We start from the raw sequence: 24,703 nt of genomic DNA on the forward strand, positions 1-24,703 counted from the left end.
GGAAATATCTCCTGCGGCCATTTCTAAGCCTCACGCGCTCCGCTCCGTTTCTATACCTGCCGGACGCTGTTTTTACTTTTTTAAGCTAAATTTTTGCCGCATAGTTTCCAAAATAGGCAACTTTGGATTTTCTTTGTGAAATCGAGAGACTATGAATATGGAAATCAACAATATCGGAGTTTTGATCCGCCGTGAACGGACCCGTTGCAGAATGACACAGGAGAAACTGGGCGAAAGAGTCGGCGTCGGTGTGCTTGCAGGTGGCGGTTCCCGTAGACCGGCGCTTAATCGGTTACATTGTGGCCAATATAGGCGAATTTGCACGTACGCATGGCATGACGGTGCGCGAAGCCGGCAACTACCTGAACCGCTACAAGGGGTTGGACTTTCTCGCCGAACACTACGAGGCTGAGCACCTGTCGGCGACAGCGTACAGGATTTGACCCGTGTGTGTTACAATAACGGCGGAGGTATGAGATGAAACTCTACCACGGATCGAACACTGAAGATGGGCCGGATTATGTAATCCGGTAGTATGATGAAAGAAAGGTCGAAAAACTGGATGAACAATTCGCGGAATGCGTAAAGTGGCGGATAGCCGTTCGTATCTTTTCCCGTCTTTTTCCGCTGTTTGCGGTTCGGTTGCTTTTGTAGGTCCGTAAATCGTTCCGGCTATGGGGTAGGGGGACCGCAAACCGTCCGAATATCCTGCTTCGGACGATTTGCGTTGATGAATATATCTTGTTATTCCGCCAAGAGTGCGGTATTGGCCATATCGCGCACGATCACGCCTTCGTCGAACACCTCGTAGGCGAATACCCAGTCTTTTTCGAATACGGCGCAGTGGTAACCCAGTGTCCGCCACTTTTTGAAACGGCACAAGGGATGATCGACCCGTTTCGCAAAATCCATGACGAACTGTTCCATCCTGCGGATTCGCTTTTCAGTCGCTTCTTCAGACAGGTGTAATTCGTTTATGAGATAATCGTTTACCTCTTTAATCTTACCCCACAGATGTTCGGATACGATAACCTCACGCATGGTCGAAATGCTCTTTAGCCTGTCGGCTCATTTCGTCGAAAAATTCAGCGGCAGGACGGCCATTGCATTCTGCCACGGCTTCCCGGAACCCCTTCTTTTTTTTCTCGTCCATGACAGTCACGCTCTTGTGTCCCCGGATCAGCTCCAGCAGCCACTTTCCTTCGGGCGTATTGTCTTCGATCATTATATGTGTCATAGCGGTCAGGTATTTAATTCGTCGTAAGGCTATCCTCTTGTTCGGCAAAGATAATAAATTCCGGGATATAACCGAAAAGTCCGTATCGCCGGCGTATCCCTTGATACCTATATAACGAATCCCGTACCGGAAACGGTATGCACGTTCGTATCTTTTCCTGCTGTTTGCGCCCCCGGTTGCTTTTATAGCTCACCCTGTGGACGGCTTGGACCGCCGCCCCTTCCGTTTATATACCTGCCGGACGACGCCCGATATACCGAGTATAACCCTCTCGTTGTCTCGACTTTCGCCGCCGGGTTCGTTTTCGTGTGCAAAGGTACGGTGGACGAACACGGTTCAAGGACCGCTGCCGTTACCTGTAATGAAATTTGACGCAAACTTTCCGGAATCCGGGATTCCGGCCTTTCATAAAATTTCCTTCCGTTTCCTTGCCCGTCGTTCTCGCATCCCCCGTCCGACTCCGCACGTGAAAACATCCCCTTCGGGCGAAGTCGGAAGACATCGAACGGAGGGAAAGAAAAAACGGAAACGATGACAACAACAGAACAGATTACCAATGTGGCCACTGCTTTGGGCTGGAGTGTGGAAACGGACGCCAGTCGTCCCGGCTTCACGGAGTTCGAGTTCCGGCAGTACACGCCCGCAGGACAGGACTTCGGCTTCAGCGTCGAAATGCGGAACGGCGATCCCGACAGCCTCCTGCAAGAGCTGGAAAAGTATTACGAGGCTTACGACTCCGACTATGAAGCCTATCTGTGGATCGGCACGGACGGGCACGGCAAGAACGGCGCCCCTTACCACATCAAAGACATCGTGAGCGATATGGAAGCGGCCGAGGCAATGATCGACACGCTTTATGAAACCCTGAAAACAGCATTGAAATGAGTACGAAACGAAGTTACAAAGCGGAATTTCTGCGTTGGAAGGCAGAAGTGGAGAAAAAACACGGCAAGATGATTTACGACCGTCTTTCGGAGGTCATCGACACGGACGACGACCTGGCCGTCGGCGACACGGTTCTCTTTACAAACGATTATGGAGTGACGTTCGGCCCCCACGAAGTGCTGGGGTTTTGCCGTCCGGACAGTTTCCTTTGTCCGCACCGTTACCCCGAGGACGAGGATTGCGGCATCGTCTTTTCAGACAACGACGCCTATTGGTTCCCCGACCGCCCCGGCCAACTGACGTTGGTACAGAAAGGAGGTGCCGACGTATGAAAGCGATGACGGACGGGGCGATCCTCGCACGGCTCTGCGGCAATGTGACCGCAGGCCGTTTCGACTGGCGCAAATACTGTACTCCGCAGACCTATTTCGGTCGTGAAGTTTGCGTCACGCCGCTGCTCTGTTCCTACGGACAGATAGGCTATGCCGTTCATTTCCCTTATTCCGATATGCCGGAAGTGGAGTACGACTGGGAACTGAACAGCCTTACCATCGACGGCGAGGAGTGGCGAATTTATTTACAGAACACACGATAACGGACAAATTGGATTATGGCACAGAGTTTTTATACCAAATGGCAATATGTCTTCCTTGCGGACGCAGGGTGTTATGTCTCGAGAGAATACCGGAATTTCCAGACGGCGCTCGTCCGTGAAATATCCAAATATGCCAAAGCCGTGGATGCGGCGGTCGTAGCCAAGACCAAGGGGCATTACTTTACGAGCTGTTTTGTCGAGCGCAACGGCAAATTCGTTTACATAAACCATTCCTCCGGATTGTCCCGGAGGATTGGCTCGGTCAGAATAGAACTCGATTCGTTCCTGATCCGCACGGCCCGGCATGCCGAGGACTATACCGGCGGCACCAATCAATATTGCGATCTGTTGCGGTTGCAGTCCATGATCGACCGACTGCTGGCCTGACGCTCCTTCCGGTTCCGGCCCGTCAGGCCGTGACGGCAGACAGACGCGCGGGGAGCGGTTTATGCACAAGCCGCTCCCCGTCCCTTTTTTCTCTGGTCGCCATCCTTTTGTATTCCGCCCAAAAACCTCGAATCGTAGAAAAACGACAAAAACAACCCGTATTTGCATTGGAAAAGCGGCAGGAGGGGCCGGCAAGCCGGCCGACAGCCTCTTGTACCGTGGTGGATACCGATAGTCCGTACCGTCCGTTTTTCCCTGCGGGACAGGAAACGCCGTCCCCTGTTTTATCCGATCGCCTCGGCCACAATATCTTCCAGCAGGAACGGGATCACGCCCACATACATGACGCCATCCTCATCCGTCCACGGCTTGCTGTTGCCGTCCAGCACGACGATCTTGCGGAAGAAGTCGCCGGTGTTTCTCAAAGAGAAGGTTTCCTGTGCCTTCTTTTCCGGCGTGTCTACGTGTAATGCCGACTGGATATACAGTTTGTCATTGCCCACGTTGACCACGAAGTCGATCTTGTATTGCGACGAGCGGCGTCGGCCCTCTATGATTCGCGTCAGTTCTACTATTCCCACGTCTACCGAATATCCCCTGCGGATCAAATCGTTGTAAATCATATTTTCCATCAGGTGCGAACGTTCCTGTTGGCGGAAATTCAACCGCACATTTCTCATTTCTGCCCGTTGTAGAGCGTCACCGACTCCATGTTGTCGAGCGAGAAGCGCCCCAAATCGACCGTGCCGTTTTGAGCGTTGCCCAGTTCGATACCGATGCAGCATATTGGACTAATTGTCTACCAATGTTTTGAAAATTAAACGGTAGGAAAGTCTTATTTTGCTCTTTATTCTTCGCTGAACTGATGCAAAGATAATGCGTTTTTCCGGTACAGGAAAACAAATGAAAAGACTTTGATAAAAAAGGTGGTTTTGGGGGCAAATTTGCCAGCTGTACTATGAGGTTTTCGGAAGATTTTGCATAGCATTTCATCTAGTGTTATGCCTATGTCTATATTGCTGGTTGCTCCTCCAAGATTGAACACGGAGTGACTGATATTGATTGCTGGCGAAAAGAAAAAATACCCAGTAGGCTAATTTTCTTCTCTCCCTCTATTTGACTTAACTTTATTGCCCGTGTATATAATAACGGTCATTAAAGTCAAGTTGAGAGTGGAGACATATCTTTTTCTTTTGGCAAGCAAAAATTCAGTTATTGGAAATTTTCGAATAACTGAATTTTTAAAGCCCCAACATATCATATAATATACAAAAAGGAGCATTTTTAGTTACTATATGATATATTGAGGCTTTAGCGTATTGCTGACGAGTTCATGCCTTTTACAAGACAAGGCACTTGCCCGGATTAAAACCATTGGCGATATGTTCGTTCTCAAAAACATATCCCATCTGATTGCAAACTACCTTTGTTCCGTTTATCTCAGCATCAATGTTGGTATGTGAATGCCCATAAATCCATGCATCAATGCGACTGTCGGCGATAAGCCTACTCAGTTCAGTTGCAAATGCACTATTCAACACAGAACCTTTATGGTGAGATGCAACAACCTCCAATGTGGGAAGATGATGCGTTATTACCACAATGTGTTTGGCGGTGGTTTCCACCAGACTTTGCTTGATGAAATCCAAACAGAAGTTGTGCATCTGATTGAATTCCTCTGTTTGGAGCAATTTGCCATTATACATTATCTGCCGAAAGTCGTTCATGCCCTTCCACACAAAATACTCGTCAGATGGAGATATTCGAGACCACAAAGTGCTCATGATAAAGTCGGTATCATCAATCCGCACTACTTGATTCTGATAATATCCTACATTGTTCTTGAACAGCCATTTCCATTGCAATCCCTTGTCCATTACATCACAATAATTGTAATACTCATGGTTTCCGGGCACAATGAGCACCTGACGATAATTCGCAGATGCCCATTTCCAAAAGTTAGCCAAAGGCGCGACCTTGTTTTTCAAATAGAATATATCTCCGGCAAGAACCAGAACATCGCCCGTCGCAGGCAATTCATTATGCTTCAACCACCTGCTGTTGTCGCTGAACTCCAAATGCAGGTCACTCATATATTGTATCTTCATAATCTATTTATGTTATTAACTTTTTGTGTAAATCAGTTCATAATACTCTGAATTTGATTCGTTGTTTATGATACTGCTACAGAAAGCAAATTTGTTGTACAAGTATTGGTAGTGTTCGAGTTCTTCTTCTTCAAAATTTATTCTTTCATAGCATTCGTCTATCTCCTTGCTGATTCTACCGTACAAATTGACATTTGCTTTGGATATACGGACTTCCAACTTGGCTATATCTTCTTTATTTTTAGCAATAGCATTTTTGTAATTATCAATCTCTTCTTGGTAGAAATAAAGAATCTCATCAAGCAGGCCTTTGGTTAGTATACTCGGAGAAGGACTCCATGGAAGTATCGTCAACTCTCGGCTTGGAGTAGTGCTAAGATAAAACAATTTACATCCCAAAGACTTGGTGACTTGTTTGTTATATTCATCAATCTCTCGATTAACTTTCATTAAATCTTCCTTAGATAACTTTTGATATTCCTCATACGAAGGATGCTCTTTGTACTTCAACAAAGGTATCTCCTTGCATCTTAAATAAATGGTAGTATATTCACTCATTGTTAATCTTCCTTATCATTTATTCTTATTAAATTGTCCCACTTGATTTTCAATTATTCTCTTCACTTGTTGAAATGAAACAGGGGTAAAGTTGTTGTTATCTACTCCCACATCATATTGCGTTGGATAGAGATACTGAAGCCGGGCAGCATCTATTCCGGTGTTGTTCTTTCTTGTGTGAACGTGTCCGAATAGTTGCCACACATCTTTATATCCTCCATCAAAGCATAGAAAGGGATAATGATTCAAATATATCCTCTGTTTGCCAATTTCTATGTGCATCTGCATTGCCACATGTTCAAATCTGTCAATGTAGCCTTGGCGTATATTCTTCAAATCGTGATTACCCATAATCAGATATATCTTTCCGTTCAACCTGTCAAGGATTTTAGTCCATTCGGCTGAACCGCCAAGACAGAAATCTCCCAGATGAAACACGATATCATCCTGCCCGACTGTATTATTCCAATTGGAGATTATAGTCTCATTCATCACTTCCACATCCTTAAACGGTCTGTTGCAGAAACGAATGATATTCCCATGATAAAAATGGGTATCGGATGTAAAGAACACCTTACTGCCATCAAATTTATAGTTCATTTCTTTGCAATTTGTGTGCATCACTGCACGTTAATAATCCGGTTACCAACAGCCCATCAGACGGAAATGGCAGAAGAGCATCACAAAGGCGACTGTCACAAATGGGCATACAAACTGAATAGTTGGAAAGTTTGGTAAGGACTCTCCAACTATTCAGTTTCTTTTCTCTCATAGTACAATAATGTACTCGTTATGTTCGCTGGAAAGTATTTGCTCTACGAGGTTCAATGCATGAAACATGAACACTCGACACGGATTCAGTGCGTTTGTTGCTCTGAATTGTGGTTGTTATTGAAAATATGTTCATTCTGTTTCTTTGCATTGTTAATGTTTTATTGTCTTAAAAGCAATGCAAAATTAGCAAATAAATTCCATTCTCACATCACTTTTCATTAAATTCTTTTGCCAAAACACTATGATATAGGATTTTATTTTTCAATCATGCTCGCAAACCAAATAAAATATGTAGCTTTGCATTTGACGCAATTTATAATTGAATATAATATGGCGAATTTGAACTGTATAAAGGCTGTATTAGCTGAGAAAGGCATTATGAGTAAGTGGCTTGCTAAAACTTTGCAGAAAGATCCGGCAACGGTGTCAAAGTGGTGCAACAATCATTCGCAACCTGATTTATACACATTGGCGCGGATAGCAGAAGTGCTGGATGTGGATATTCACAGATTGATTTGCCATACAAAAGAAAAATAGAGGATATGAAATATACAATAGAAGAAATACGGCAGATGCAGGAAGGTCAGACTTTTGACTGTAAAAGTATCCTAATTGAGCCTAAACACCTTGCCACTATCATAGTCGCTATGGCGAATGCAGATGGTGGAATGATTGCTGTGGGTATATCCGATAAGACTCGCAGAATAGAGGGTGTTAACCAGGACAAGGAACATCTCAATGATATATTGCGGACACCTTTGGACTTTTGTGTTCCATCAGTTTCTGTCACTACGGATTATGTGCCTTGTACGGATGCTGAGGGACGTGATAACCGTGTATTGTTGATGCACATCCCTGCAAGTCCGCGACTTCATGCGAATCAAGCCGATGAAGTGTTTTGGCGTGTAGGAGACAAATCACGCAAACTGACTTTTGATGAGCGTTTGCAACTTATGTACGACAAAGGAGAACGCTATTACGAGGATTCCACAGCATACGATGCCACGCTTGATGATATAGATATGGATGCAGTCAAAGCCTACATGAAACGGATTGGCTATGGCAAGTCTGCAATGGAATATCTGCAAGAGAACAAAGGTTTTGTGACCTATAAAGGTGATGTGCCGCAAGTCAGTGCAGCTTGTATATTGCTTTTTGGCAAGCATCCTCAGACATTCTTTCCTCGTGCAAGAGTGCGTTTTATCAAATATTTCGGCACAGAGGAAAAGGTGGGACGTGAAATGAATGTCATCAAAGATGTTACTTTCGATGGTCGTATTCTTGAACAGATCCAGAAAACTGTCGAATATCTTGAAACGCAGGTCAAGGAGCATTCCTATCTCGGAGAGGACGGCATCTTCAAAACCGACCGCGAATACCCCAAGTTTGTAATACAAGAGATGGTGGTGAACTCCGTTTGCCATCGCGATTACAGTATTAAGGGCACGGAAATTCAGATAAAGATGTTCGACGACCGTCTTGTGTTCGAAACACCAGGCAAGTTGCCGGGCATTGTTCGCACTGACAATATTCGTCATACCCATTTCTCTCGCAATCCGAAAATTGCGGAATTCCTCAAAGCATATGACTATGTAAAAGAGTTCGGAGAGGGAGTTGACCGTATGTGCCGTGAGTTGTCGGCATTAGGTGTCAAAGAGCCGCAATACAACTTGGTTGCCTTCATCATGAAAGCGACTGTATGCGCCAATGTTTTGGAGGAATGGCAAGAAACTACCAAGTCCGACCAGAAGCGACCAGAAAGCGACCAGAAAAGCGACCAGATGAGAATTATACTTGAATTGATAAAGTCGAATCCTAGTATAAGCAGAACTGAAATATCTGAAAAGACAGGGCTTCATGATAGTAGTGTAAAACGTCGCTTAAAAACACTTGTGGATGAAGGATTGATTCAACGTGTTGGTCCAGATAAAGGTGGGCAATGGAAAGTGATAGGTTCTCTTTAAGGAAATAGAGGATAGAAATAAATTAACTGAAATATCAAGTTTAATTTTTATTTATGCCTATATGAGTAATTTGGATTCATTAGTACTTGAGCCTATTGAGCAACCTTTATCAAACACCCCAAATATGTTAAGTAATGAAGATAGGGTTCTTTGTAATATGACTCCATTACAAAGACTTTATAGTATTGATGAAGATACATATGAAGAACTGGTATGCGTATGGGCATATTCCTGTTTGGGCAATAAAGGATATACTGAAGTATACCGAGTCGGTCAGGCTGGGGATAAAGGGCGTGATGTTTTGGCATATTATGATAGGGTAAAAGGCGCATTTGACTTATATCAATGTAAACAATATAAATCAGCACTAACCTATAGTGACCTGTGTGGAGAAATGGGCAAATTATTGATATATACTTTTAATAACACCTATCCGATACCACAGAATTATTATATTCTTTGTCCCAAAGATGTTAGTCAGTCTTTCGTTGATTTGCTTAGCAATAATGGAAAAAATCTTAAAATTAAGCTGAAAAACGACTGGGAAACTGTGATAAATAAAAAAGTTGGTACTAACTGGGTAGCATTAAATGAGGAATTATCTACTTATATTGATGAATTTAATTTTAATATTATAAAGAAAATAGAGCCGATAAAGTTTATTGATGAGATACGTCAAAGTCCTTATTATTTCTATTATTTTGGAGGTGGATTTAATATGATTAAACGTACTCCTCTTCAAGTACCACATTCTCCAATAAACACAGAACGTAATTATATTCAGAATCTTAATGATGCCTATTCCGAACATGCGGGTCATATTATAAATGTTATAGATGATGATAATGCAGTTGTAAGTAAATATCGAAAACATTTGGATAGAGCTAGAATATCGTTTTATGAATCGGAAGAAGTAAAGATTGCAAGTAGAAAATCCACTGCTCCAGATTCTGATGAATTTAATGATTTAGTAACATCTATAGAACGATATATTGGCAATGAACTGGATGATGATTATCCTGATGGTTTTACAAAAGTAAAATCAGTTGAAAAAAAGGCAGGAACTTATAATATGCCGACATCAATGCTGATTTCTCATTTAGTAGATAGTAATGTATGTGTTGGTGTGTGTCATCAACTTTCAAATGAAAATAGAATAAAATGGACTGTAAACGAATAAAGATACTTGATGGCGTCTTGGATGTCTCTTTGAGGGTGTTATTTATATTGTCGGTATATAATAAATCGATGGAAAAAGAACGTATTGTTGTATACGACTATGTGTCATGTAATAATGATTGGAAGAATCATCAGTTTACGTATGTTGGACTTCAAAAAACAATCAATGATTCTTTGCATCTGCTGTTGGCTAAACAATTAATAGTTTGCAAAATAAATCAAAATGAAAATATGTATTTGCTGAGTAATATAGGAAATGCTTTGGTTACAGAGTTGGCAACAGAAGTATATGCAGTAAAACTATATAAAGCAATACACCAAACTGATATCATCTTGCATGATATTGCGAAAGAGCAATTGCTGTCATATATTAATAGCCAAATTTGAGATTCATGATGAATAACAATGGATTATATATAAAAGAGTTTGAGGCTCGTGGGGAAAATGTATCAACATCGAAGTTGACTTTTCAGAAAGGGTGTAATGTTGTTCTAGGAAAATCAGACACAGGAAAAACGACATTATATTCAATAATTGAGTTTGTATTAGGTAAAGGAAGTATAGATTTGACCTTACCTCCAGAGGGGGATGGTTATACAGATTTCTTACTTGAAATTCATACTTACGATGAAAGAGTATATACATTGAGGAGAAGCATAAATTCAATGTCTGTATATGTTTCTCCATGTTTGTTAAGTGAATATGATGGACAGCACAAAGAAACTGAATATAGTTGTCAAGGTTCTTCAAATATTAGTTTGTCTGATTTTTTGTTGTCAATTTCTAATGTCCCAACCATATATTCTAAATCTTCGGAGAGAAAGAATCCGACGAAAATATCATATCCAGCTATTCGTCACTTATGTATGATAGATGAAACAAGAGTTGCAGCAAAAGACAAATCTCCATTAGTCTATAACTCTGTTCCGAATCAGCAATGGGTTGAGAAAAACCTTATTGCATATTTGATGACAGGCGTTGATGATAGTGAATTTAGACCAAATGAAGATCCTAAAGATAAAAAATCTCGCATAAATGGGAAAATTGAGTATTTGACTCAAACTCTTAAAGAGGCAGAATTAAAATTGGAATCTTTGGGCGATGTTGGATATATTTCATTAACTGATGATAGCTTTATTGATGTTTATAGAAAGAAATTGTCAGAGGTTGCTTCGGAGGAGGAAGCTTTGTATAATAAGCGAGAACAAATTTTAGAAGAGGTTAGGATATATGAGACGGAAAAAAAGAAGTTACTTCATCTTATATCAAGGCTGAATAATTTAAAATCTGATTACGAAGATGAAATGAGTCGGTTGCAATTTATTAATGCTGGAAATTCTTTGGTGTCTCAGCTGAAGGATGTAGATTGTCCATTATGCGGTTCAACAATAGCGCATCACATGATTGCCAATATTTCATCATCAGAATATGCTGAAGCAATACGAAATGAATACAATGAAATATATTTTAAGCATCAAGATCTGAAAGGACTATTCAACTTTAATATCAACTCCCTGTTTATCAGGTGTTAATTGGTGGCAGTGTGCTATTCCTAACATACAGCCGTACATGAGCCGGTTAATGTTAGAATTTGTTTCGAGTACAAAGATATACAGAGTTGTTCAATATAAGACGTTAATTGTCAGATTTTTGTGTCTGTTTTCACTCTCCGACAAAAGTGAAAGGAGTATCGAACTCATTACGAGATACATGGACGATAAAAGCCCCCGAAAAAACGTTGTTTTCGAGGGCTTTTGATGTTTTATAGACCGGTTCATTTTTGAAAGGAACCGGTTGTTTGGGGTCAGTCAGCGTATCGTCGATTGACGGGTTTGACGTGTATCTCGATACGTTTGTCGTCCAAGATTCGGCGGACAGCTTTCCATAGGGGAAGTTTTTCTACTCCGGCCAGTTTCATGGCCTCAACTATCATTGTGTTTTCAACTAATTGGAGGTAGTCTTCTTCCCGAATCTCGACGTATTTGTGGAGGTCTTTTTTAAGTCTTGCCATAAGTCGCGGGGTGTTGAATTGTTATTTCTCGCCGAAATCAGCGGGCGTCTCGCCCCACAGGGAATTGTTCCAATGGAGCACTTCGATTTTGTCGATTTCGGAGGCCATCGCTTTGAGAAAGATTTCCGCTTTTTTGAGTGCGGCGTTTCTTTTGCGCGAGGCTGTTCGTTTCTCGTTAAACCACGTCAGGGCGGTAAGACTATCGGTGTAGATGATTGCCGGACTGAAACGATGTTCGATGATGTATTTTGCGGCTTCGACAACGCCTAAAAATTCACCGATATTGATGGTCTGGTTTCCGATATTCTGTTCAAAGAGGAGTTCGCCGGTGGCCAAATTAACGGCTCTGTACCGGGTAACTCCTCTTTTCATAGAATGTGCCCCGTCGGTGGCTATTCCACGTTTCGGGCGCATTACAAACCGGGAATGGTCGGTGTGCTGAATCCGTCGTCGGCCATTCTCCGCAGAAGTCTTGCGGCAGCGGATTTGAAGCTGTTGATTACGCCCTCCAAGTTTTCGATGTCGGTGCGGCGTTGTAACAGGGAGACAACTCCCGATACTGTCTTGCTGGAGTATGAATTACCTCCCAGCGGATCGAAGTAAACGGTTTTGTTTCCGAAGTTGACAGTTACCCGGTAAGTTCCACCCGGTATCACCAGTGTGTCAATCGTGGCCTTGAAAAGAAGCGGTGTAGCCGCTACTACGACAAAACCGTTGCGTGAGTGCATTGCTTTGAGTTCGACCGAATACAATATGTTCGGCTGGACTTTGCCTTTCAGGTCTTCAGACAATACACAAATTTTCTTCTTGTAAGGTGAATCCTCACGTACTCCTCGCAGTTGCTTTGTCTTCGAGTGGCGCGACACGAATCCGATGATCTCGCCGGTTCTTTCCGAGGTCGCAAATTTTAATTGCGTTCGCTCTGATATCATACTCTGCTTTCATATTTTTCCAATCTGGTTTTACGCTCAATTAACAAAATGTAAATCAGTCATTATTATTAAAAATTATAACGCAAATTTATATTTTCGTTTTGGAGTAAACAAATAAATTTACTACTATTTTCAGACCGATAAACCGGCTATTTACAGAGAGAAACAGAGTTTGTTACCATAGTCTTTCGTCTTCGGAAAAATGGCTGAAACGTTCGTCGGCAGTGGAGGTTGAGTGGTTGCCGTGACATTTCCAGTACCGATAGACTCTTTCGCCTTTTTCTATACGGAAATAAATATCGTCGGCGTTGATGTACTGCACTCCTTGTTCGGTGGCCGGATTGATCCATGAAGCGGAATTTGCTATCCGTGGGTTCTTTCCGACATACAATTTCTGTTTCTCAGTGCCGAAAATGAAGATGTTCTGCATCCGCACGTCATCGTCCACATCGAACCGGCGGGCGTATGCGGCAAAGTCGTAGATGTCGGTTTGGAGCAGGCTCCCGCCGAAGTAGAATGCTGCACTGTCTTGGAGTTTGCAGAATGCCAGATTCAACGGTCGGCGTAGTCGGATTTCGTTCAACCGTTCTGTTGTAACGGCATTGTTGGTGACGTAAACTACACGGAATCCGTTTCGGGTGGTGTCGCATACTTCGAGATGCCGGACAACCTCCTGCGAGCGGTTGATGCTGTCATCAATCGGGTCTCGTGAGCGGACGCAGTCTTTGAGCAGGCCGATACAGATAATAAGTATCAGGAGACCCCACGGAAGAAGCCGGAAGCCTATCCGCCACCGGATTTCCCGTTCCGTCTGTCGTTTCAATTCTTCTTCTGTCATGGTATCATTGAATTAAAGGTGTTTCGGAAGGATTAACAATCCCCGTTTGTTGAGTTCCTCACGGAGCATTTTCACTAACTGCTCCAAATTCTTCACTTCCTGTCTTTCGCCGGCCTTACGATGAAATAGCGGGGCGAAATAGAGTTTGTGGTCGTCCTTGGTCGGATACGAGAGACCGCCGAGACAAACTTTCGGGGTACGTATCTGGAACAGTCCGTTGACCAGTTTGCATTGCTTGGAGGACGGCACTGAGATTTCGTATTCGGGAAGAGCTTCGGCCACCATTTTCAGAATGGGCCGGATGACTTCATCCGCATAATTCGGTACCGTAATGTTCAATTTCGGCACGGGTTGCCGTTCGGCTTCGGCACGTTCGATGATGTCGAGCTGTCCGGAGGCTTTTGCCGCGCGCTGAAAGTAGCTGTTTAACAGTTCTTCTATTGTCATAACGTTGCTTTTAATGGTTCATGTAAATAAAGAATAATGGTCCGGACGAAGGAACCGGTGCAAGCCGCTTTGTTATTTTTATGCGGCAGCTTCGTCGATGTGCTGCTGCGCCTCCTCGATGGAAGAGATAGCTTCGTCAATAGTATCGATGGCATCGGTCATGCGGGAGCCTTTGTCTGATGACTGGAGGCTTTCGGGCATGTTGTCGTAGGCATCCTGTTCTTCGTCCTTGATGTCGTTTAAGGATGAGATGATTTCGTCCAGTGAATCTCTCACATCTTCGAGTTGTTTTCGTCTGTCTTTGTTCATGATTGATTGGTTTTATTGATATGATATTGAATGAAATTTTGCTGCATTGTAAATCATTCATATCTTTGCATTTAAGTATTAAAGTATGTTTATGTCTAATTTTGAAATAATTATCAATTGTATTACAGCCCTCGGTGCTTTGGCAACCGCAGGAACCTTTATTTATGTGATTAGAAGTCAAAAAGGGACTCAAAAACAGATTGACAGTCTATCCCAAATGGCAGCTACATTTACGCGCCAATATGAAATGGCACGTATTCAGGCCGGGAACACCATATATCCCAAAATCCAAATTACATTGAAACATGATGTGATGTGGGGTATGAAGATATTGGTCAAGAATTTGTCTTATCCCATTGAGATTTACCGTATAATTGTACATACAGACCAGCATCATTCCGATATAACCATAAAGCCTAAAGGGGATTATATCGCTATAAGGCAAGGTGAAACCAAACCTATATTACCTGGCGAAATGGTGCGACATCCTTTGTACTTATATTCAGCATCTCTCCGCCTCTTTTTGGTAACTCCTTTCGATGAGGCGTATGAAGTAAGATATGCGGTTAGCAATGAGCAGGAATCCTATCAATCTGAGGCTATTCCCATTTTGTTCCGTAAAGAAGACCATGAAAACGATACGGAATCCACTATCTCAGCCAAAGAATACAGTATTCACGGAAATATCCCCGGAACAGTAGATGATAACTTTCCGGAAATCTCTCGGGATACTGAATGTATTTAGTTCTTTCATAAGGCAATCAGGGCGGACAATACCCTGATGCCGAGGCGAAACAGACAATGTTTCCAGTCTTGTTGGAGAATATGGTTACGCTTTCTCCGATTTGCTCGCGTGCGGCTTTCTTCGCGTCCCGCAAGCGGACGAAAGAGAGCCGGTTTCCGTACCATTTGTCACAGAACCAATAGTTCGTGGTTGTGAGCTTTGAGGCTGTGATACGAGGATCGGTGTCTGCTCGGGAAGCAAGCAATTTTTCCGCCGCCTGCCGAAGGAAGTCCGGCCAGTCATTGTACGGCATTTTCGACCGCCAGAAATAGTCGTTGAGTATCAAAGGCTGGATGCTGGCCTCTGTTCCGGTGTGGTAGCCTAACAGGCCTGCATAGATGGTTTGGGTAGTACCGTCGGATAAGGCGGAGAAACAGACTCCGCCTTGACGACCGGTCGGCTCGAATTTGCCCCATGCTGATTTTACTTGACGCACCACGATTTTCGGGATGCCGTCTTTGTCTACTCCGTCGCGCAACAATACAGAAGCGGGATGACGGAGTTTCTTCGCTAATGATTTCGATATGAACATGGTATTTTCTATGTTAATCGGTTATTTGTATGAATCGGACATAATCTTCGGTATCGTTAAAGCATTCATCGTTGATGCGCTCTGCCAATTCGTCCAGCGTCAGGCGTTCGACCTCGTATTCGGTTTCGTCTTCTTCGTCAATGGCACTGCGGGAAGGACCGTTTCGCCAGGCGTCGAGCAGTTCTGCATCCGAAACACTGCGGTTCAGATGATTGCAACTCCAAACGAAAGCATAGAACCGTTCTTTGTTGGAAAGGGAGCTAATGTCGTCCACCGTTGCCGAACGAAGAAAATTACTGTCAAATTCCAGCACATCGTCTTCGTGGATGTCCTGTACGCCGATGTGCCATGAACTGTTCGCGCTATTCTGCCGCATGTATTTTACCTGAAGCAGCATATTTCTCCGATAGTCAGCCGGAATATCTCCGAATATTCTGCGGATTTCTGCGATGGCATCGTCGGTCAGGCGAACAAAATCACCGCCTCGGAAAGGAGGACGAGAGTACTCTTTAGAAGATAGGTTTTGTTCTGCACAAAGTTCCTTGTACCAATTCCAGATAGTTATAAGCCAATCTACGTTGATTTCACGAAGCTCGCGGTCTGTTTCCTGAACATCCGTATTCGGGCGCTGGAGCGTACAAGTACCGTCCGCGTGATAGTCGAGCAGGTTGTACCTGACATAGCAGGGATAGCCGTCTTCACCTTCTTCTTCCACAAACACGATGTGAGGCAACCACCCGTCGGGGCGTTCGGATATGTGGCAGAGAGAATCTATGATATTCTGCGATAAGTTCCGTTCTTGTTCTTGCGGTGTCATAATTTATTGTGATATGTAAGTAGTCGGAAAATCAATATCCTCTTCGTCGAAGTCGGTTTGATTTTCCTTGTTGTACTCTTCGATTACGGATGCAGGGATATACGCTTCTCCATCGATGTCGAAACTGCGCCGTTTAAGTAGTCGGTTCAAGGTTGCACTATCTCCCTGGATGATGTTCTCGATATCATCCTTGTTTCCATGTACGGTCACGCCTAAGCGCATCCAGATCGTTACTTCCGGTTGGGGCTCTTCGTCCGCATTTGGGAGGATATGGTAATCATCCCATAGGTGGGCGTCCGATACGCCTTGCACGTAAGCGTCGTATTCCGCCTTGGTAGAAAATTCTATATTCTTGACTACACCACCGTTGTCCATCAGCCATTCGGAAGACGGAAGTTGGCTGGTCTCATTGTAGTATCTGGTGGCATCGCCGCCAAATATGATAGTTGCTTTTATCATTGTTCGGGATGTTTGGAAAGATAATCTTGGATGGATGTGTAGCGGTCCGGTATGGCGGTATTTTCATTGAATCCGTTCAGGCAATGCAGCAGTGCCTTTTCCATGCTGACGTACCGACGTGAGAAAGATTGGATATTGTCCAAGCAATAAGCCTCTATGGCATATTTGAACGGGGCAACTCGCGGTCCGTCTTCTTTGCGAAGTTCCACATACCATCTGCAATCAAGTTGCAGACGGAAGCCGTCCGACTCTCCGTTTTTCATCAGGCGTTCTTCGTCCAGAAGCCTGCGAACGAGAGTGGCATCAAGCAGACCGTCATACTCTCTGTAACATTTAATTCGGGCAGTGTAAGCGGCAGCATATTGCCGGATGTCGTCTTCGGTAAGACGATATTCTTTCGGATAAAAGTCCAGCACTTCTTTTGTCGTGACGGGAATGATTCGTCCGTCTATTTCGATTTCGTAAGTCTTATTTTCCATTATATGTTTTTGTTAGTGAATTTGGGTCGTGCTCGCTGAACAACACGCAGATCGGTATAACCGATGGCTTTCAGTTCATTGAGCAAATCTTTGTATTCGTCCTCTTGCGCAAGAGACGTGTCGGCAATGACACCGGCATAGTCTGCGGCCCCATGCTGTTCGATGTGCATGTAGGATGTTACAGTGCCGTCATGTGGGTCCACATCATCCGGAAAGAGTGCGATGATGTCGCCGTTCTTCCATTTTCTAAAAACCACTTTCGTCATTGCGGCTGCATATTTCTGAGTTCACAATGAAGTCGCCCACGGTTTTCGTGTCTCGGCAGAGCTGGTCGAGGATGTCGTCGATATCCTCCTCGGACACCTCGCCACCGTTTCGATTCTCGATGTCGTAGCGAACCGTGGCGTAAACCGTCTTGACTTCGGTTACCCGAGATTCGTTGCCGTTCCTGGCGATGCCATCGGGAGAAGTGATGTCGAATTTCATCAGTTGGGCAAGGCGGTTGTATTCTTCGTCGTAGAACCGGTTGTATTCGTCCTGATACTCTTCCTTGTAACAGGTTCCGCTGTCAGGATCGTCAGGGTCCTCCGGTTCGACATAGGCATCGAAAGGCAGTTTGTGTTTGTCAACTAATCGGGCAATAGCCAAGTCGCTGGCAATTTCCATGATAGACGAATTGATTTCGTCTTTGTTTTCTTTGTAATACTGGTGTAAGTTCATAATCGTCAGAGTTTAATAAAATATTCTTCTGTTAATGATCGTTTGAGTTTCCGGTTTCCCTGTGCGATGCAGGCGATAAGTTTCTGAATGCGTTTGTTTGCCAGTTCGACTACCTTTTGCGGTGTCGGCTGGGGCATTGCGAATTTCCGGCAGGTCTCGGAGCAGTATTTCTGCCGGGCACGAAGCGGTTTTCCGCAGGCCGGACAACGGCGTTTGCCATCCGTTTCGAGAATCCTCAACACACCGGCATGGAGACCTTGCCACCATTCCAGACGGTCTATTTCGTAATCCTGAAGGGTTACGTTGTTGGAGAAGTCACGGGCCTCCACTTCGACCGAGATTTCGGAGTTCTCCACGATGACTTTGATGGCCGGGTCGTCGTAAGGAGTTCCGTCGTTATCGAACCAAATAATGAAGGTCGGATCCTCCTGTTCTGCATAATCGCCCAACGAGAGTTCCGTCAGACCATTGTTTTTCATAATGGCCACAATGGCGGCCATGATATTGCTGATGTTGTCCATAAACGGGTTTTATTAAGATTAGCTAATATGTTGGAGAGGCGGGCGTTGCCCGTCCATTGATTTTTCAAAAAAAAAGTGGAGCTGCCGGGACTCACGTCAGGACAGCTCCGGTTATCATTATGGCGAATGATGTATCAATAATTGAGTTGAATGGTTCCGTAAACTCCGGCAATCTCTTCCTGCCGGATTCCCAGATAGACCATTGTCACTTGCGGTGACGAGTGTTTCAAAATCATCGACAGCAGTATGAGCGCTTCGGTGGTACGTCCCATCGATTCGTAAACGTAGCGGCCGAAAGTCTTGCGGAAGGTATGGCTGGAGAATCGCTTGATTGGCAGCCGGTATTTTACCCGCAGGTATTTGAGGGTGTCGTTGATGTATTGGGTGGTATAGGGTTTCTTCGTTTTTGGGTTGCAGATGACCGGCAACCGTTTGTCCGGTGAACCGAGCAGTTTATATAGCGACGTGATTCGCCGCTGTACGTTTTCGTTGAACGGAATCTGGCGCGTCTTGCCGGTTTTCTGTTCGATTTTGTAAAGTGCATCTCTATCGAGCACGTCTTTCCATGTCATTGACAGGACATCGGACACACGGCAGGCCGTACAGAAAGAGATGCAGCAGTAAAGTTCCCAAAGATAATTGCCGTCTTCATGAAGGCTGGAGAGCAGGCGGAGGAAATCCTTGAATTCCAAAGGTTCGGCGGTAGTGATTTGACCTTTGACTGACATAGGCATATAGAATTTATGTTAATAATGCGACATCACATGCCTGTTTGGGGTGTCGGGGATTCCTGAAAGAGGGACATGACTTTCGCCCACGTTTCCCGCATCCGGAAATAGTCGTCGTAGCCTTTCTGGTTGATGAAGAAGACGTAAGGCGGAATGTCGGCCTGCTTGAAAAGGTTGTACTCTTTTTCGTCGAGTTTGCGAACCGTGGGAAGTCCCGTTCTGCATAGGGCTTCGTTGACAATCCAGGCTCCCCGGAAGTTATCCATCCGGAGTGAGTCGATGCAGACCACCTCGCCCACACAGCCATTTATCAGAAAGTTGCACACGCACATCAGGCAGCAGGTGTAGTCGATGTCCCATGCGACCAGATAGCTTTGCGGTCGGTCGGCCTTGGCCGCCAACAGCGTCCGGCCACTGCCTGCCGTAGGGTCGCACACCGATAGGATTTTGGCATCCGATTCTTGCTTGCCCATTGTTATTTTCGACATCAGGTCGGTAATGTGCGCAGGCGTGAAGAACTGGCCTTTCTGTTGCTGGCCGCTCTGGGAAGTCAGAGCCATGAACAGGTCACCGAATGCATCGTACCAGCCGTGCCGTTTGATTTGCTGTGACATGATTTGAATCCATGTGGCGAACATGTCGTAGAATACTTTGGTCTGTTCTTTATTATACCTCCAATCGGAGAGCGGAGGCGTGTCAGGGAGCGAGAACCCGTGTACGATGTAGCGCAACAGGTCCTGAAAGACGGTCTTCACGTCCAGTCCGTTCCGATACGTGAAGTCGTTGATTTGTTTTTCCAGTTCCCGGACTTCTGCCGGGGCGTTGTATCCTTTTGCCATAATCTTAATCTTCACATTCTGCCAGAAGGCGTTTTACATTGCGGATTTTCTCGTCGATGCTGTCCAGCTTTGCGAACGAAGGGGTACATTTGGTGCGGCGCATTCCGGCACCCCAACCGATGTTGTTGGCGACCCGTGTGAGTCGGGCGTTCTCTTTGCTGCGGCTTTCTTCAAGACGCTCCAGCCGTTTTTGGAGAGTTGCTTTCTTGTATTTCATGTCTGAAAAATTAAAAAGGCGAAGAACTTTCGCTCTCCGCCTCGGGTGAATAAATTGTGTTTACTAAGTCGTTTCATCGGGTATTTCATTGCCCGTAAAGGGATGATATAACGGTGTGTTGCCGACAGCTTCGGCGTCAATGGCAAAGCTGCCGAGTTCCACATCATAGAAGAGTTCCAGTTTCATCGGTTCGGTGGAGGCAATTTGTTCGGCCTCTGATTGCGACAAACCGGAAATCATCAGGCTTTTTACCCTTTCTCGGAAAGTTTTCGGGTTGGTTTGGGGTGTCGTCCAAACCTCAACGATTTCCTCTTCGTCATCGGTAATGGCGACAGAGTGGTCGAGAGTATGCAATTCTTTCATCATTTTGGTTCCTCCTACTCTTCGTCCCAATAGTTTTTCTTGTACAGCTCCCGCTGCTGGTCGAAAGACAAGGAGTTCCACCAGGCGTCGAGGTCCTCGGCATCGCCGGACAGCCGTTTGTTTTCTTCCAGATCAAGGTGTTTCCACCATTGGTACATTCGTTCTTTGTACTCTTTCATTGAGACGAAATAGTGAGCCTCTTCACACGAGTCACACCAAAAATCGTCATCGGAATCATCAATGTCCGAGATGTATTCATTCGTATTGCCATCGACCCATGCCCGTACCTGAATATCACGGGAGCCGCAACATTCGCATACATTGATTTGACTTTCATCTTCCTCCTCCCTTTCGGTAACGAACCTTTGTCCGTCATAGAGTTCGCACGCCCGTTCCACGATTTTGTCACGGGCGTTGTTGCCCAGTTCAGCATAGAAGCGTTCGGCGGCACCTGACAACGTGGCACTGCTCAGACCGCACCATTTTGCCCAGAAATGCCCGGCCATGCCACCGAATACGGTTTTGCATTCCGCTTTGCTCCAGCGGTTCCACATGTAGTAGAAGAAGCTGGAGACGATGTTTTCATTTGTTCGTTTCATATTTTCAGATGTTTTAGAACCAAGAGATGAGAACCCAATCATTGCTCGGATCGCTTTCTTTGATCAGGAGGTCGAGCATATTTATAAAGTCTTCTTTGCTTGTTCGTGCTCGGTTCAACTCCTCGTGAAATTCCTCGGCATGTGCCTGATATGTTTCATTTTCCTCACCAATGATCGTTCGCAAGCGTTCCAATTCAATGCGTTGAACTTCGTAATCGTCATCGAACTCGTCTTCTGCCGAATTGGCGATATCGAACATTGATAGGATGTTGTAAAATGCTTCTTGTCCGTCACCGCCGAACATTCCGTGGTTGCAATTCATGTATTCGATGCGGTAGATTTTTCCGGTGTGTAAACTTCTGCTCATATTGTATAGATTTTTATTGTCGGTCAAAAAATGAAATCGACGATGACACGCTTGTCGCCGGAGAGTAACCGCTCGTGATTTACATCATCGTATTTGTAGGTGATGTATTTCTTCGCTTCACGGATATATTCTCCACGTACCCAGACCGGAGCGGTTTCGCGGTCTGAGAGGCGGAAGAGCTCTCCTTTTTTGAGTTGGCGGATTGTTTTCTGTTCCATCGGCTGCAATGCCCAGTTTCATTGCGGCATTCCGCATTTCTTCGTATCTGATGCGATGACAACCGGCCGTCAGAATGTCGTTCTTGTATGAATTGATACTCCAATTATGGTTGTTGGCATCATGGACAAGGTCATGTCGGAAGTCGGCTTCGTTTTTGTGGAACAGTTCAACCAGTTTCCAAAGGCGGACAGCTTCCTTGGCTTTGACCTGAATGCCCATTGAGGTCTCGATGCACCCGTTGTGTACCCGGAGCAACGCATTGAAGTCAAGGCCGTAAGGAACGGTGAACCATCTATTTGAAATTTCGCCCGAATACCATAGCTCTTTTTTCTCCTCAAAAGACATGTTGGCTATACGGTGCCGCTCCTCTTCCTCACGCAACCATCTCTCACGACGTTCGGCATACCGCTGCTCCCGTAGTTCTTCATTTCGACGATTGATTGCGTCCTGCCGTTCTTTACGTTCGGCAAAATGCTCCCACAGCAGCGGGTCGTCGGTACGGTCAATAAAGAGTTGAGAGAGCCGGGTTTTGTATTCTGCGGCTGATGTGGTTTGAAGCAGACCGCGTGCAAGAATATCGAGGAACAACTCCTGATATTCGGACTTGTTTTCTCTCGGTAGTTCACTGGAATAACGAGGTCGTTCGCCTGTTACGGTCCAGAATTTCGTAATGTCTTTTTTTGCGGTACTGCTCAATTTGGCCAGTACCGGCATGAGCCAGCGACCGGTTGCGGACTTTTGCCGTTTGTCAAGTCCCCAGAATTCAATCCAGCGACCGATGTTGAGCAGGCATTCTTTGACATGTTCCGTATAATTCTGAGTGCGGGATTTCTGCTGTGCATTGATGTAATCACTGATTTTTTCTACTTGATCGACAATGTAATATGCCGATTCGTAATAGCTGTATTCCGACAGCCTGTCGTTGTGTAGGGAAACCGACCGGGGCGTGTAGAAAATCAGTTCTCCGTAGGGAATCGCTTTCCGCACCATGCCCATGTGTTTGCAGGTGGTGTTGGAATAGGTCCGGGTTGTTACCAGATAGGCTTTTTGCCCTTGTTGATTTGCTTCTACCGAGGCACATCGGAAATGTGACCCATAGGAATAAATATCTTTGCCCTCGAAGTAGAAGTTGCGCCCATTCCGTGCGCTATCCTGACTTTGATGTGCCCATAGATGGGCGACCATCGGGGCATCTACGACGTATCTCATGATGTTTCTGTTTTATCTGTTGAAGAATAGTTGAAAATGAAAAAGAGAAGGCGATAACCTTCTCTCTCGTGTTAATTTTTATAGTCGTTCGAGAACCTTCCGGAGGAATTTTTTGCTCAGTACCTGTTTGCAGACTGTGACACCGGACCACCCGTTACCGGAGTTCTTGTCGAGCAGTTCCCTTATGAATGTCAGCCAATCTTTGACCGGTTTTTTGTTCAGTACGGCCAACAGGCGTTCCGCTTGAATCGTCCAGTCGTGAAATTCCGGAGACCAAGGGGCGTTTATCAGTTCGGACATGGGAATCGTGAACATGTTTTTCCCGATTGGCCTGACAGCCGGATTTTGCCCTACGCTGCGCACGGTATCGGCAATGGCCTGTTCAATACGTTCTTTCTCCCGTTTATACTGTTCTTCCAAACGGTCGAGTGCGTTGATTTGGTCTGCTAAAATACCCATCCGATAAAAGGTCTTTTTATGCCGAATTCCTCGCTGGCCTCATCGCTTCCGCAGTCACATTTGCCGACGGGCTGCCCTGAGCCGCATTTGCAGAGATCGATGCCCCAATGGTTGACGCAATGATTGCAATTACAGAAGACCTGCGGCAAACGTTCTCCCGTAAATCCTATACGGTTGAAAACCTCGCGGCTCATACTGTTACTTGCGCCGTTCTCGAATGTTACGGTCATCGCTCCGCATACGCATTCCTGAATGTATTGTACCTGTATCATGTCACGCGGATTTGAGTTGGAATTCGATGCCGGAAGGCAGTTTGGAATAGTCCACTTTTTTCAGGAAGCGGTCAAATTGTTCCTGGGTAACGATGTCGTTCTTGGAAGCATAGTCCCGCCAGTTGAATACGCCCGTGTTTCGATGGTCGTAGTAGATGAAGTTGTCGAGTGGCATTCCACAGCGAAGCACGTGGAGTTTGACGGCGAGTTCCTGATCGATTTTCGCCTTTTCATTTGCCGCATGGGTTTTAAGGTCTTCTATTTTCTTCCGTTTGGCGGCAAGCAGGGCTTCGTGTCTGCGTTTTTTAATGTTGGCGGGCAGATAATACCCTTCGGCAATTCGGGTTTCCACAAGCTGGAATTCTTCCTCTGTGAGAGGGGTGAATTGATAGCGAACGGAGGTGTCCTCAAATTGTTCTTCGGTCAGTTCTTCGAGTTGTTTGATTGCGGCGCGGGCTTCCTCCTCCCAACGAGCGGGTATTCCCATCGTCTGAAGCAGGTAGGTGAAGTAAAGTTGGTCTTCCGCTTCACGAAGGAATCGGTCGTACTCTTGTTGGGTAATACGGAGTTCGCTCATTGTAACCTCCTTGGAGCTATTTCGCAAGTGGTAGAATCCGTTGCCTTGCGCATACATCGGTGCTCCTTTGGCGTCGCACAGGTGTAAGGCGATGAACGGACACAGTTCGGGAAAGGCCACTGCAATTTGTTCATGGCAACACCCTGCCATGCACCATTTCCAGACACCGTATTTGTCCTTTTCGTAGATGGTTGCTGTAATGCCGAAGTCGGCATGTCCGTTGCGGCAGTCATCGTCGAGCCGCACCTTAACGTCTATTTTGTAGCCGTTTATGATTTTTGTTGCGTTATATTTCAGTTTATCAGCCATTGCGGTATG

The 24,703-nt window shown here is 45.2% G+C and carries 39 protein-coding genes; 11 read left to right on the forward strand and 28 right to left on the reverse strand.

Annotation, left to right across the window (positions count from 1 at the left end):
* The first annotated feature begins 299 nt into the window (after nucleotides 1-299).
* On the forward strand, nucleotides 300-443 hold the full coding sequence (locus ALIPUT_RS13140; protein ID WP_227088790.1) for a DUF3791 domain-containing protein: 144 nt from the start codon (nucleotides 300-302) through the stop codon (nucleotides 441-443).
* Between the two features lie 301 nt (nucleotides 444-744).
* Here the strand turns inward: ALIPUT_RS13140 and ALIPUT_RS04600 are convergent, their stop codons facing one another.
* Nucleotides 745-1,041, reverse strand: a complete 297-nt coding sequence (locus tag ALIPUT_RS04600; RefSeq protein WP_004328567.1) for a hypothetical protein — start codon at nucleotides 1,039-1,041, stop codon at nucleotides 745-747.
* Nucleotides 1,034-1,237, reverse strand: coding sequence for a hypothetical protein (locus ALIPUT_RS04605; protein ID WP_004328568.1), 204 nt, complete (start codon nucleotides 1,235-1,237; stop codon nucleotides 1,034-1,036). Before ALIPUT_RS04605 ends, ALIPUT_RS04600 begins: the two co-directional genes overlap by 8 nt.
* Nucleotides 1,238-1,768: 531 nt before the next feature.
* On the opposite strand from ALIPUT_RS04605, the gene ALIPUT_RS04610 reads away from it, so the two are divergent.
* From ALIPUT_RS04610 to ALIPUT_RS04625, 4 genes are read left to right on the forward strand one after another with little or no spacing between them, the layout of a single operon-like run.
* Nucleotides 1,769-2,122, forward strand: coding sequence for a hypothetical protein (locus ALIPUT_RS04610; protein WP_004328569.1), 354 nt, complete (start codon nucleotides 1,769-1,771; stop codon nucleotides 2,120-2,122).
* The gene (locus ALIPUT_RS04615) at nucleotides 2,119-2,454 is read left to right on the forward strand and encodes a hypothetical protein (protein ID WP_004328570.1); all 336 of its coding nucleotides are present in this window, start codon (nucleotides 2,119-2,121) and stop codon (nucleotides 2,452-2,454) included. Before ALIPUT_RS04610 ends, ALIPUT_RS04615 begins: the two co-directional genes overlap by 4 nt.
* Before the next feature lie 5 nt (nucleotides 2,455-2,459).
* A complete protein-coding gene (locus ALIPUT_RS04620) occupies nucleotides 2,460-2,717 on the forward strand; it encodes a hypothetical protein (RefSeq protein WP_040293444.1) in 258 nt (85 codons plus the stop codon).
* 15 nt (nucleotides 2,718-2,732) lie between these two features.
* Entirely contained in the window at nucleotides 2,733-3,104 is a 372-nt protein-coding gene (locus ALIPUT_RS04625; RefSeq protein WP_004328572.1) for a hypothetical protein, read from the forward strand.
* A gap of 284 nt (nucleotides 3,105-3,388) precedes the next feature.
* On the opposite strand, the gene ALIPUT_RS04630 is transcribed toward ALIPUT_RS04625, so the two are convergent.
* The 4 genes from ALIPUT_RS04630 to ALIPUT_RS04645 form a co-directional block, all read right to left on the reverse strand.
* Complete coding sequence (locus tag ALIPUT_RS04630) at nucleotides 3,389-3,784, reverse strand: ATP-binding protein (RefSeq protein WP_004328573.1); 396 nt, start codon at nucleotides 3,782-3,784, stop codon at nucleotides 3,389-3,391.
* A 660-nt stretch (nucleotides 3,785-4,444) separates the two neighbouring features.
* Nucleotides 4,445-5,212 (reverse strand): metallophosphoesterase, encoded by a 768-nt coding sequence (locus ALIPUT_RS04635; RefSeq protein WP_004328575.1) that lies wholly within the window; start codon nucleotides 5,210-5,212, stop codon nucleotides 4,445-4,447.
* Between the two features lie 15 nt (nucleotides 5,213-5,227).
* Nucleotides 5,228-5,770: a hypothetical protein gene (locus tag ALIPUT_RS04640; RefSeq protein WP_004328576.1), complete on the reverse strand. Its 543-nt coding sequence runs from the start codon at nucleotides 5,768-5,770 to the stop codon at nucleotides 5,228-5,230.
* Nucleotides 5,771-5,785: 15 nt separating this feature from the next.
* Nucleotides 5,786-6,370 carry a metallophosphoesterase gene (locus ALIPUT_RS04645; RefSeq protein ID WP_004328577.1) on the reverse strand — a complete coding sequence of 195 codons (585 nt, stop codon included), beginning with the start codon at nucleotides 6,368-6,370 and terminating at the stop codon, nucleotides 5,786-5,788.
* 504 nt (nucleotides 6,371-6,874) lie between these two features.
* Between ALIPUT_RS04645 and ALIPUT_RS04650 the strand changes: the two genes are divergently transcribed.
* The 5 genes from ALIPUT_RS04650 (at nucleotide 6,875) to ALIPUT_RS13000 (ending at nucleotide 11,219) form a co-directional block, all read left to right on the forward strand.
* Entirely contained in the window at nucleotides 6,875-7,081 is a 207-nt protein-coding gene (locus tag ALIPUT_RS04650; RefSeq protein WP_040293447.1) for a helix-turn-helix transcriptional regulator, read from the forward strand.
* Nucleotides 7,082-7,086: 5 nt separating this feature from the next.
* Nucleotides 7,087-8,508, forward strand: a complete 1,422-nt coding sequence (locus tag ALIPUT_RS04655) for an RNA-binding domain-containing protein (protein ID WP_004328579.1) — start codon at nucleotides 7,087-7,089, stop codon at nucleotides 8,506-8,508.
* Between the two features lie 61 nt (nucleotides 8,509-8,569).
* A complete protein-coding gene (locus tag ALIPUT_RS12395; protein ID WP_229034974.1) occupies nucleotides 8,570-9,688 on the forward strand; it encodes an ABC-three component system protein in 1,119 nt (372 codons plus the stop codon).
* Nucleotides 9,689-9,756: 68 nt separating this feature from the next.
* A complete protein-coding gene (locus ALIPUT_RS04665) occupies nucleotides 9,757-10,074 on the forward strand; it encodes a hypothetical protein (RefSeq protein ID WP_011109311.1) in 318 nt (105 codons plus the stop codon).
* A 5-nt stretch (nucleotides 10,075-10,079) separates the two neighbouring features.
* On the forward strand, nucleotides 10,080-11,219 hold the full coding sequence (locus ALIPUT_RS13000) for a V-type ATP synthase subunit I domain-containing protein (RefSeq protein ID WP_187117663.1): 1,140 nt from the start codon (nucleotides 10,080-10,082) through the stop codon (nucleotides 11,217-11,219).
* A gap of 272 nt (nucleotides 11,220-11,491) precedes the next feature.
* Here ALIPUT_RS13000 and ALIPUT_RS04675 read toward each other — a convergent pair whose 3' ends face one another.
* From ALIPUT_RS04675 to ALIPUT_RS04700, 6 genes are all read right to left on the reverse strand, one after another.
* The gene (locus tag ALIPUT_RS04675; RefSeq protein WP_004328583.1) at nucleotides 11,492-11,698 is read right to left on the reverse strand and encodes a hypothetical protein; all 207 of its coding nucleotides are present in this window, start codon (nucleotides 11,696-11,698) and stop codon (nucleotides 11,492-11,494) included.
* A 21-nt stretch (nucleotides 11,699-11,719) separates the two neighbouring features.
* On the reverse strand, nucleotides 11,720-12,112 hold the full coding sequence (locus ALIPUT_RS04680) for a ribonuclease H family protein (protein WP_004328584.1): 393 nt from the start codon (nucleotides 12,110-12,112) through the stop codon (nucleotides 11,720-11,722).
* A complete protein-coding gene (locus ALIPUT_RS04685; protein ID WP_004328585.1) occupies nucleotides 12,112-12,630 on the reverse strand; it encodes a hypothetical protein in 519 nt (172 codons plus the stop codon). Before ALIPUT_RS04685 ends, ALIPUT_RS04680 begins: the two co-directional genes overlap by 1 nt.
* Nucleotides 12,631-12,805: 175 nt before the next feature.
* Entirely contained in the window at nucleotides 12,806-13,468 is a 663-nt protein-coding gene (locus tag ALIPUT_RS04690) for a hypothetical protein (protein WP_004328586.1), read from the reverse strand.
* Between the two features lie 12 nt (nucleotides 13,469-13,480).
* A complete protein-coding gene (locus tag ALIPUT_RS04695) occupies nucleotides 13,481-13,915 on the reverse strand; it encodes a hypothetical protein (protein WP_004328587.1) in 435 nt (144 codons plus the stop codon).
* Nucleotides 13,916-13,993: 78 nt separating this feature from the next.
* Nucleotides 13,994-14,224 carry a hypothetical protein gene (locus ALIPUT_RS04700; protein ID WP_004328588.1) on the reverse strand — a complete coding sequence of 77 codons (231 nt, stop codon included), beginning with the start codon at nucleotides 14,222-14,224 and terminating at the stop codon, nucleotides 13,994-13,996.
* Nucleotides 14,225-14,315: 91 nt separating this feature from the next.
* On the opposite strand from ALIPUT_RS04700, the gene ALIPUT_RS04705 reads away from it, so the two are divergent.
* Nucleotides 14,316-14,969: a hypothetical protein gene (locus tag ALIPUT_RS04705; RefSeq protein WP_147554518.1), complete on the forward strand. Its 654-nt coding sequence runs from the start codon at nucleotides 14,316-14,318 to the stop codon at nucleotides 14,967-14,969.
* Between the two features lie 16 nt (nucleotides 14,970-14,985).
* Here the strand turns inward: ALIPUT_RS04705 and ALIPUT_RS04710 are convergent, their stop codons facing one another.
* From ALIPUT_RS04710 to ALIPUT_RS04795, 16 genes are all read right to left on the reverse strand, one after another.
* On the reverse strand, nucleotides 14,986-15,540 hold the full coding sequence (locus ALIPUT_RS04710) for a hypothetical protein (RefSeq protein WP_004328590.1): 555 nt from the start codon (nucleotides 15,538-15,540) through the stop codon (nucleotides 14,986-14,988).
* Between the two features lie 13 nt (nucleotides 15,541-15,553).
* Nucleotides 15,554-16,255, reverse strand: a complete 702-nt coding sequence (locus ALIPUT_RS12745) for a hypothetical protein (RefSeq protein ID WP_147554519.1) — start codon at nucleotides 16,253-16,255, stop codon at nucleotides 15,554-15,556.
* A gap of 105 nt (nucleotides 16,256-16,360) precedes the next feature.
* The gene (locus tag ALIPUT_RS04725) at nucleotides 16,361-16,816 is read right to left on the reverse strand and encodes a hypothetical protein (protein ID WP_004328592.1); all 456 of its coding nucleotides are present in this window, start codon (nucleotides 16,814-16,816) and stop codon (nucleotides 16,361-16,363) included.
* Nucleotides 16,813-17,295 (reverse strand): hypothetical protein, encoded by a 483-nt coding sequence (locus ALIPUT_RS04730; protein ID WP_004328593.1) that lies wholly within the window; start codon nucleotides 17,293-17,295, stop codon nucleotides 16,813-16,815. Before ALIPUT_RS04730 ends, ALIPUT_RS04725 begins: the two co-directional genes overlap by 4 nt.
* Nucleotides 17,295-17,561 carry a hypothetical protein gene (locus ALIPUT_RS04735; protein ID WP_004328595.1) on the reverse strand — a complete coding sequence of 89 codons (267 nt, stop codon included), beginning with the start codon at nucleotides 17,559-17,561 and terminating at the stop codon, nucleotides 17,295-17,297. Before ALIPUT_RS04735 ends, ALIPUT_RS04730 begins: the two co-directional genes overlap by 1 nt.
* Complete coding sequence (locus ALIPUT_RS13005) at nucleotides 17,542-18,015, reverse strand: hypothetical protein (protein WP_004328597.1); 474 nt, start codon at nucleotides 18,013-18,015, stop codon at nucleotides 17,542-17,544. The genes ALIPUT_RS04735 and ALIPUT_RS13005 overlap by 20 nt, the downstream gene beginning before the upstream one ends.
* A gap of 5 nt (nucleotides 18,016-18,020) precedes the next feature.
* Nucleotides 18,021-18,536: a DNA gyrase inhibitor YacG gene (locus tag ALIPUT_RS04745; RefSeq protein ID WP_004328598.1), complete on the reverse strand. Its 516-nt coding sequence runs from the start codon at nucleotides 18,534-18,536 to the stop codon at nucleotides 18,021-18,023.
* Between the two features lie 134 nt (nucleotides 18,537-18,670).
* Complete coding sequence (locus tag ALIPUT_RS04750; RefSeq protein ID WP_040293212.1) at nucleotides 18,671-19,264, reverse strand: tyrosine-type recombinase/integrase; 594 nt, start codon at nucleotides 19,262-19,264, stop codon at nucleotides 18,671-18,673.
* Nucleotides 19,265-19,296: 32 nt separating this feature from the next.
* Entirely contained in the window at nucleotides 19,297-20,103 is an 807-nt protein-coding gene (locus ALIPUT_RS04755; RefSeq protein WP_147554520.1) for an N-6 DNA methylase, read from the reverse strand.
* Between the two features lie 4 nt (nucleotides 20,104-20,107).
* Nucleotides 20,108-20,320: a hypothetical protein gene (locus tag ALIPUT_RS04760; protein WP_004328601.1), complete on the reverse strand. Its 213-nt coding sequence runs from the start codon at nucleotides 20,318-20,320 to the stop codon at nucleotides 20,108-20,110.
* Nucleotides 20,321-20,383: 63 nt separating this feature from the next.
* Complete coding sequence (locus ALIPUT_RS04765) at nucleotides 20,384-20,686, reverse strand: hypothetical protein (RefSeq protein ID WP_004328602.1); 303 nt, start codon at nucleotides 20,684-20,686, stop codon at nucleotides 20,384-20,386.
* Between the two features lie 11 nt (nucleotides 20,687-20,697).
* On the reverse strand, nucleotides 20,698-21,282 hold the full coding sequence (locus tag ALIPUT_RS12400; RefSeq protein ID WP_004328603.1) for a hypothetical protein: 585 nt from the start codon (nucleotides 21,280-21,282) through the stop codon (nucleotides 20,698-20,700).
* A 13-nt stretch (nucleotides 21,283-21,295) separates the two neighbouring features.
* A complete protein-coding gene (locus ALIPUT_RS04775; RefSeq protein WP_004328604.1) occupies nucleotides 21,296-21,649 on the reverse strand; it encodes a hypothetical protein in 354 nt (117 codons plus the stop codon).
* 117 nt (nucleotides 21,650-21,766) lie between these two features.
* Nucleotides 21,767-23,077: a hypothetical protein gene (locus tag ALIPUT_RS04780; RefSeq protein WP_004328605.1), complete on the reverse strand. Its 1,311-nt coding sequence runs from the start codon at nucleotides 23,075-23,077 to the stop codon at nucleotides 21,767-21,769.
* 78 nt (nucleotides 23,078-23,155) lie between these two features.
* Nucleotides 23,156-23,536, reverse strand: coding sequence for a hypothetical protein (locus tag ALIPUT_RS04785; protein WP_004328606.1), 381 nt, complete (start codon nucleotides 23,534-23,536; stop codon nucleotides 23,156-23,158).
* A gap of 273 nt (nucleotides 23,537-23,809) precedes the next feature.
* A complete protein-coding gene (locus tag ALIPUT_RS04795) occupies nucleotides 23,810-24,694 on the reverse strand; it encodes a hypothetical protein (RefSeq protein ID WP_004328608.1) in 885 nt (294 codons plus the stop codon).
* Nucleotides 24,695-24,703 lie beyond the last annotated feature (9 nt).

Source organism: Alistipes putredinis DSM 17216, assembly GCF_000154465.1.
GTDB lineage: Bacteria > Bacteroidota > Bacteroidia > Bacteroidales > Rikenellaceae > Alistipes > Alistipes putredinis.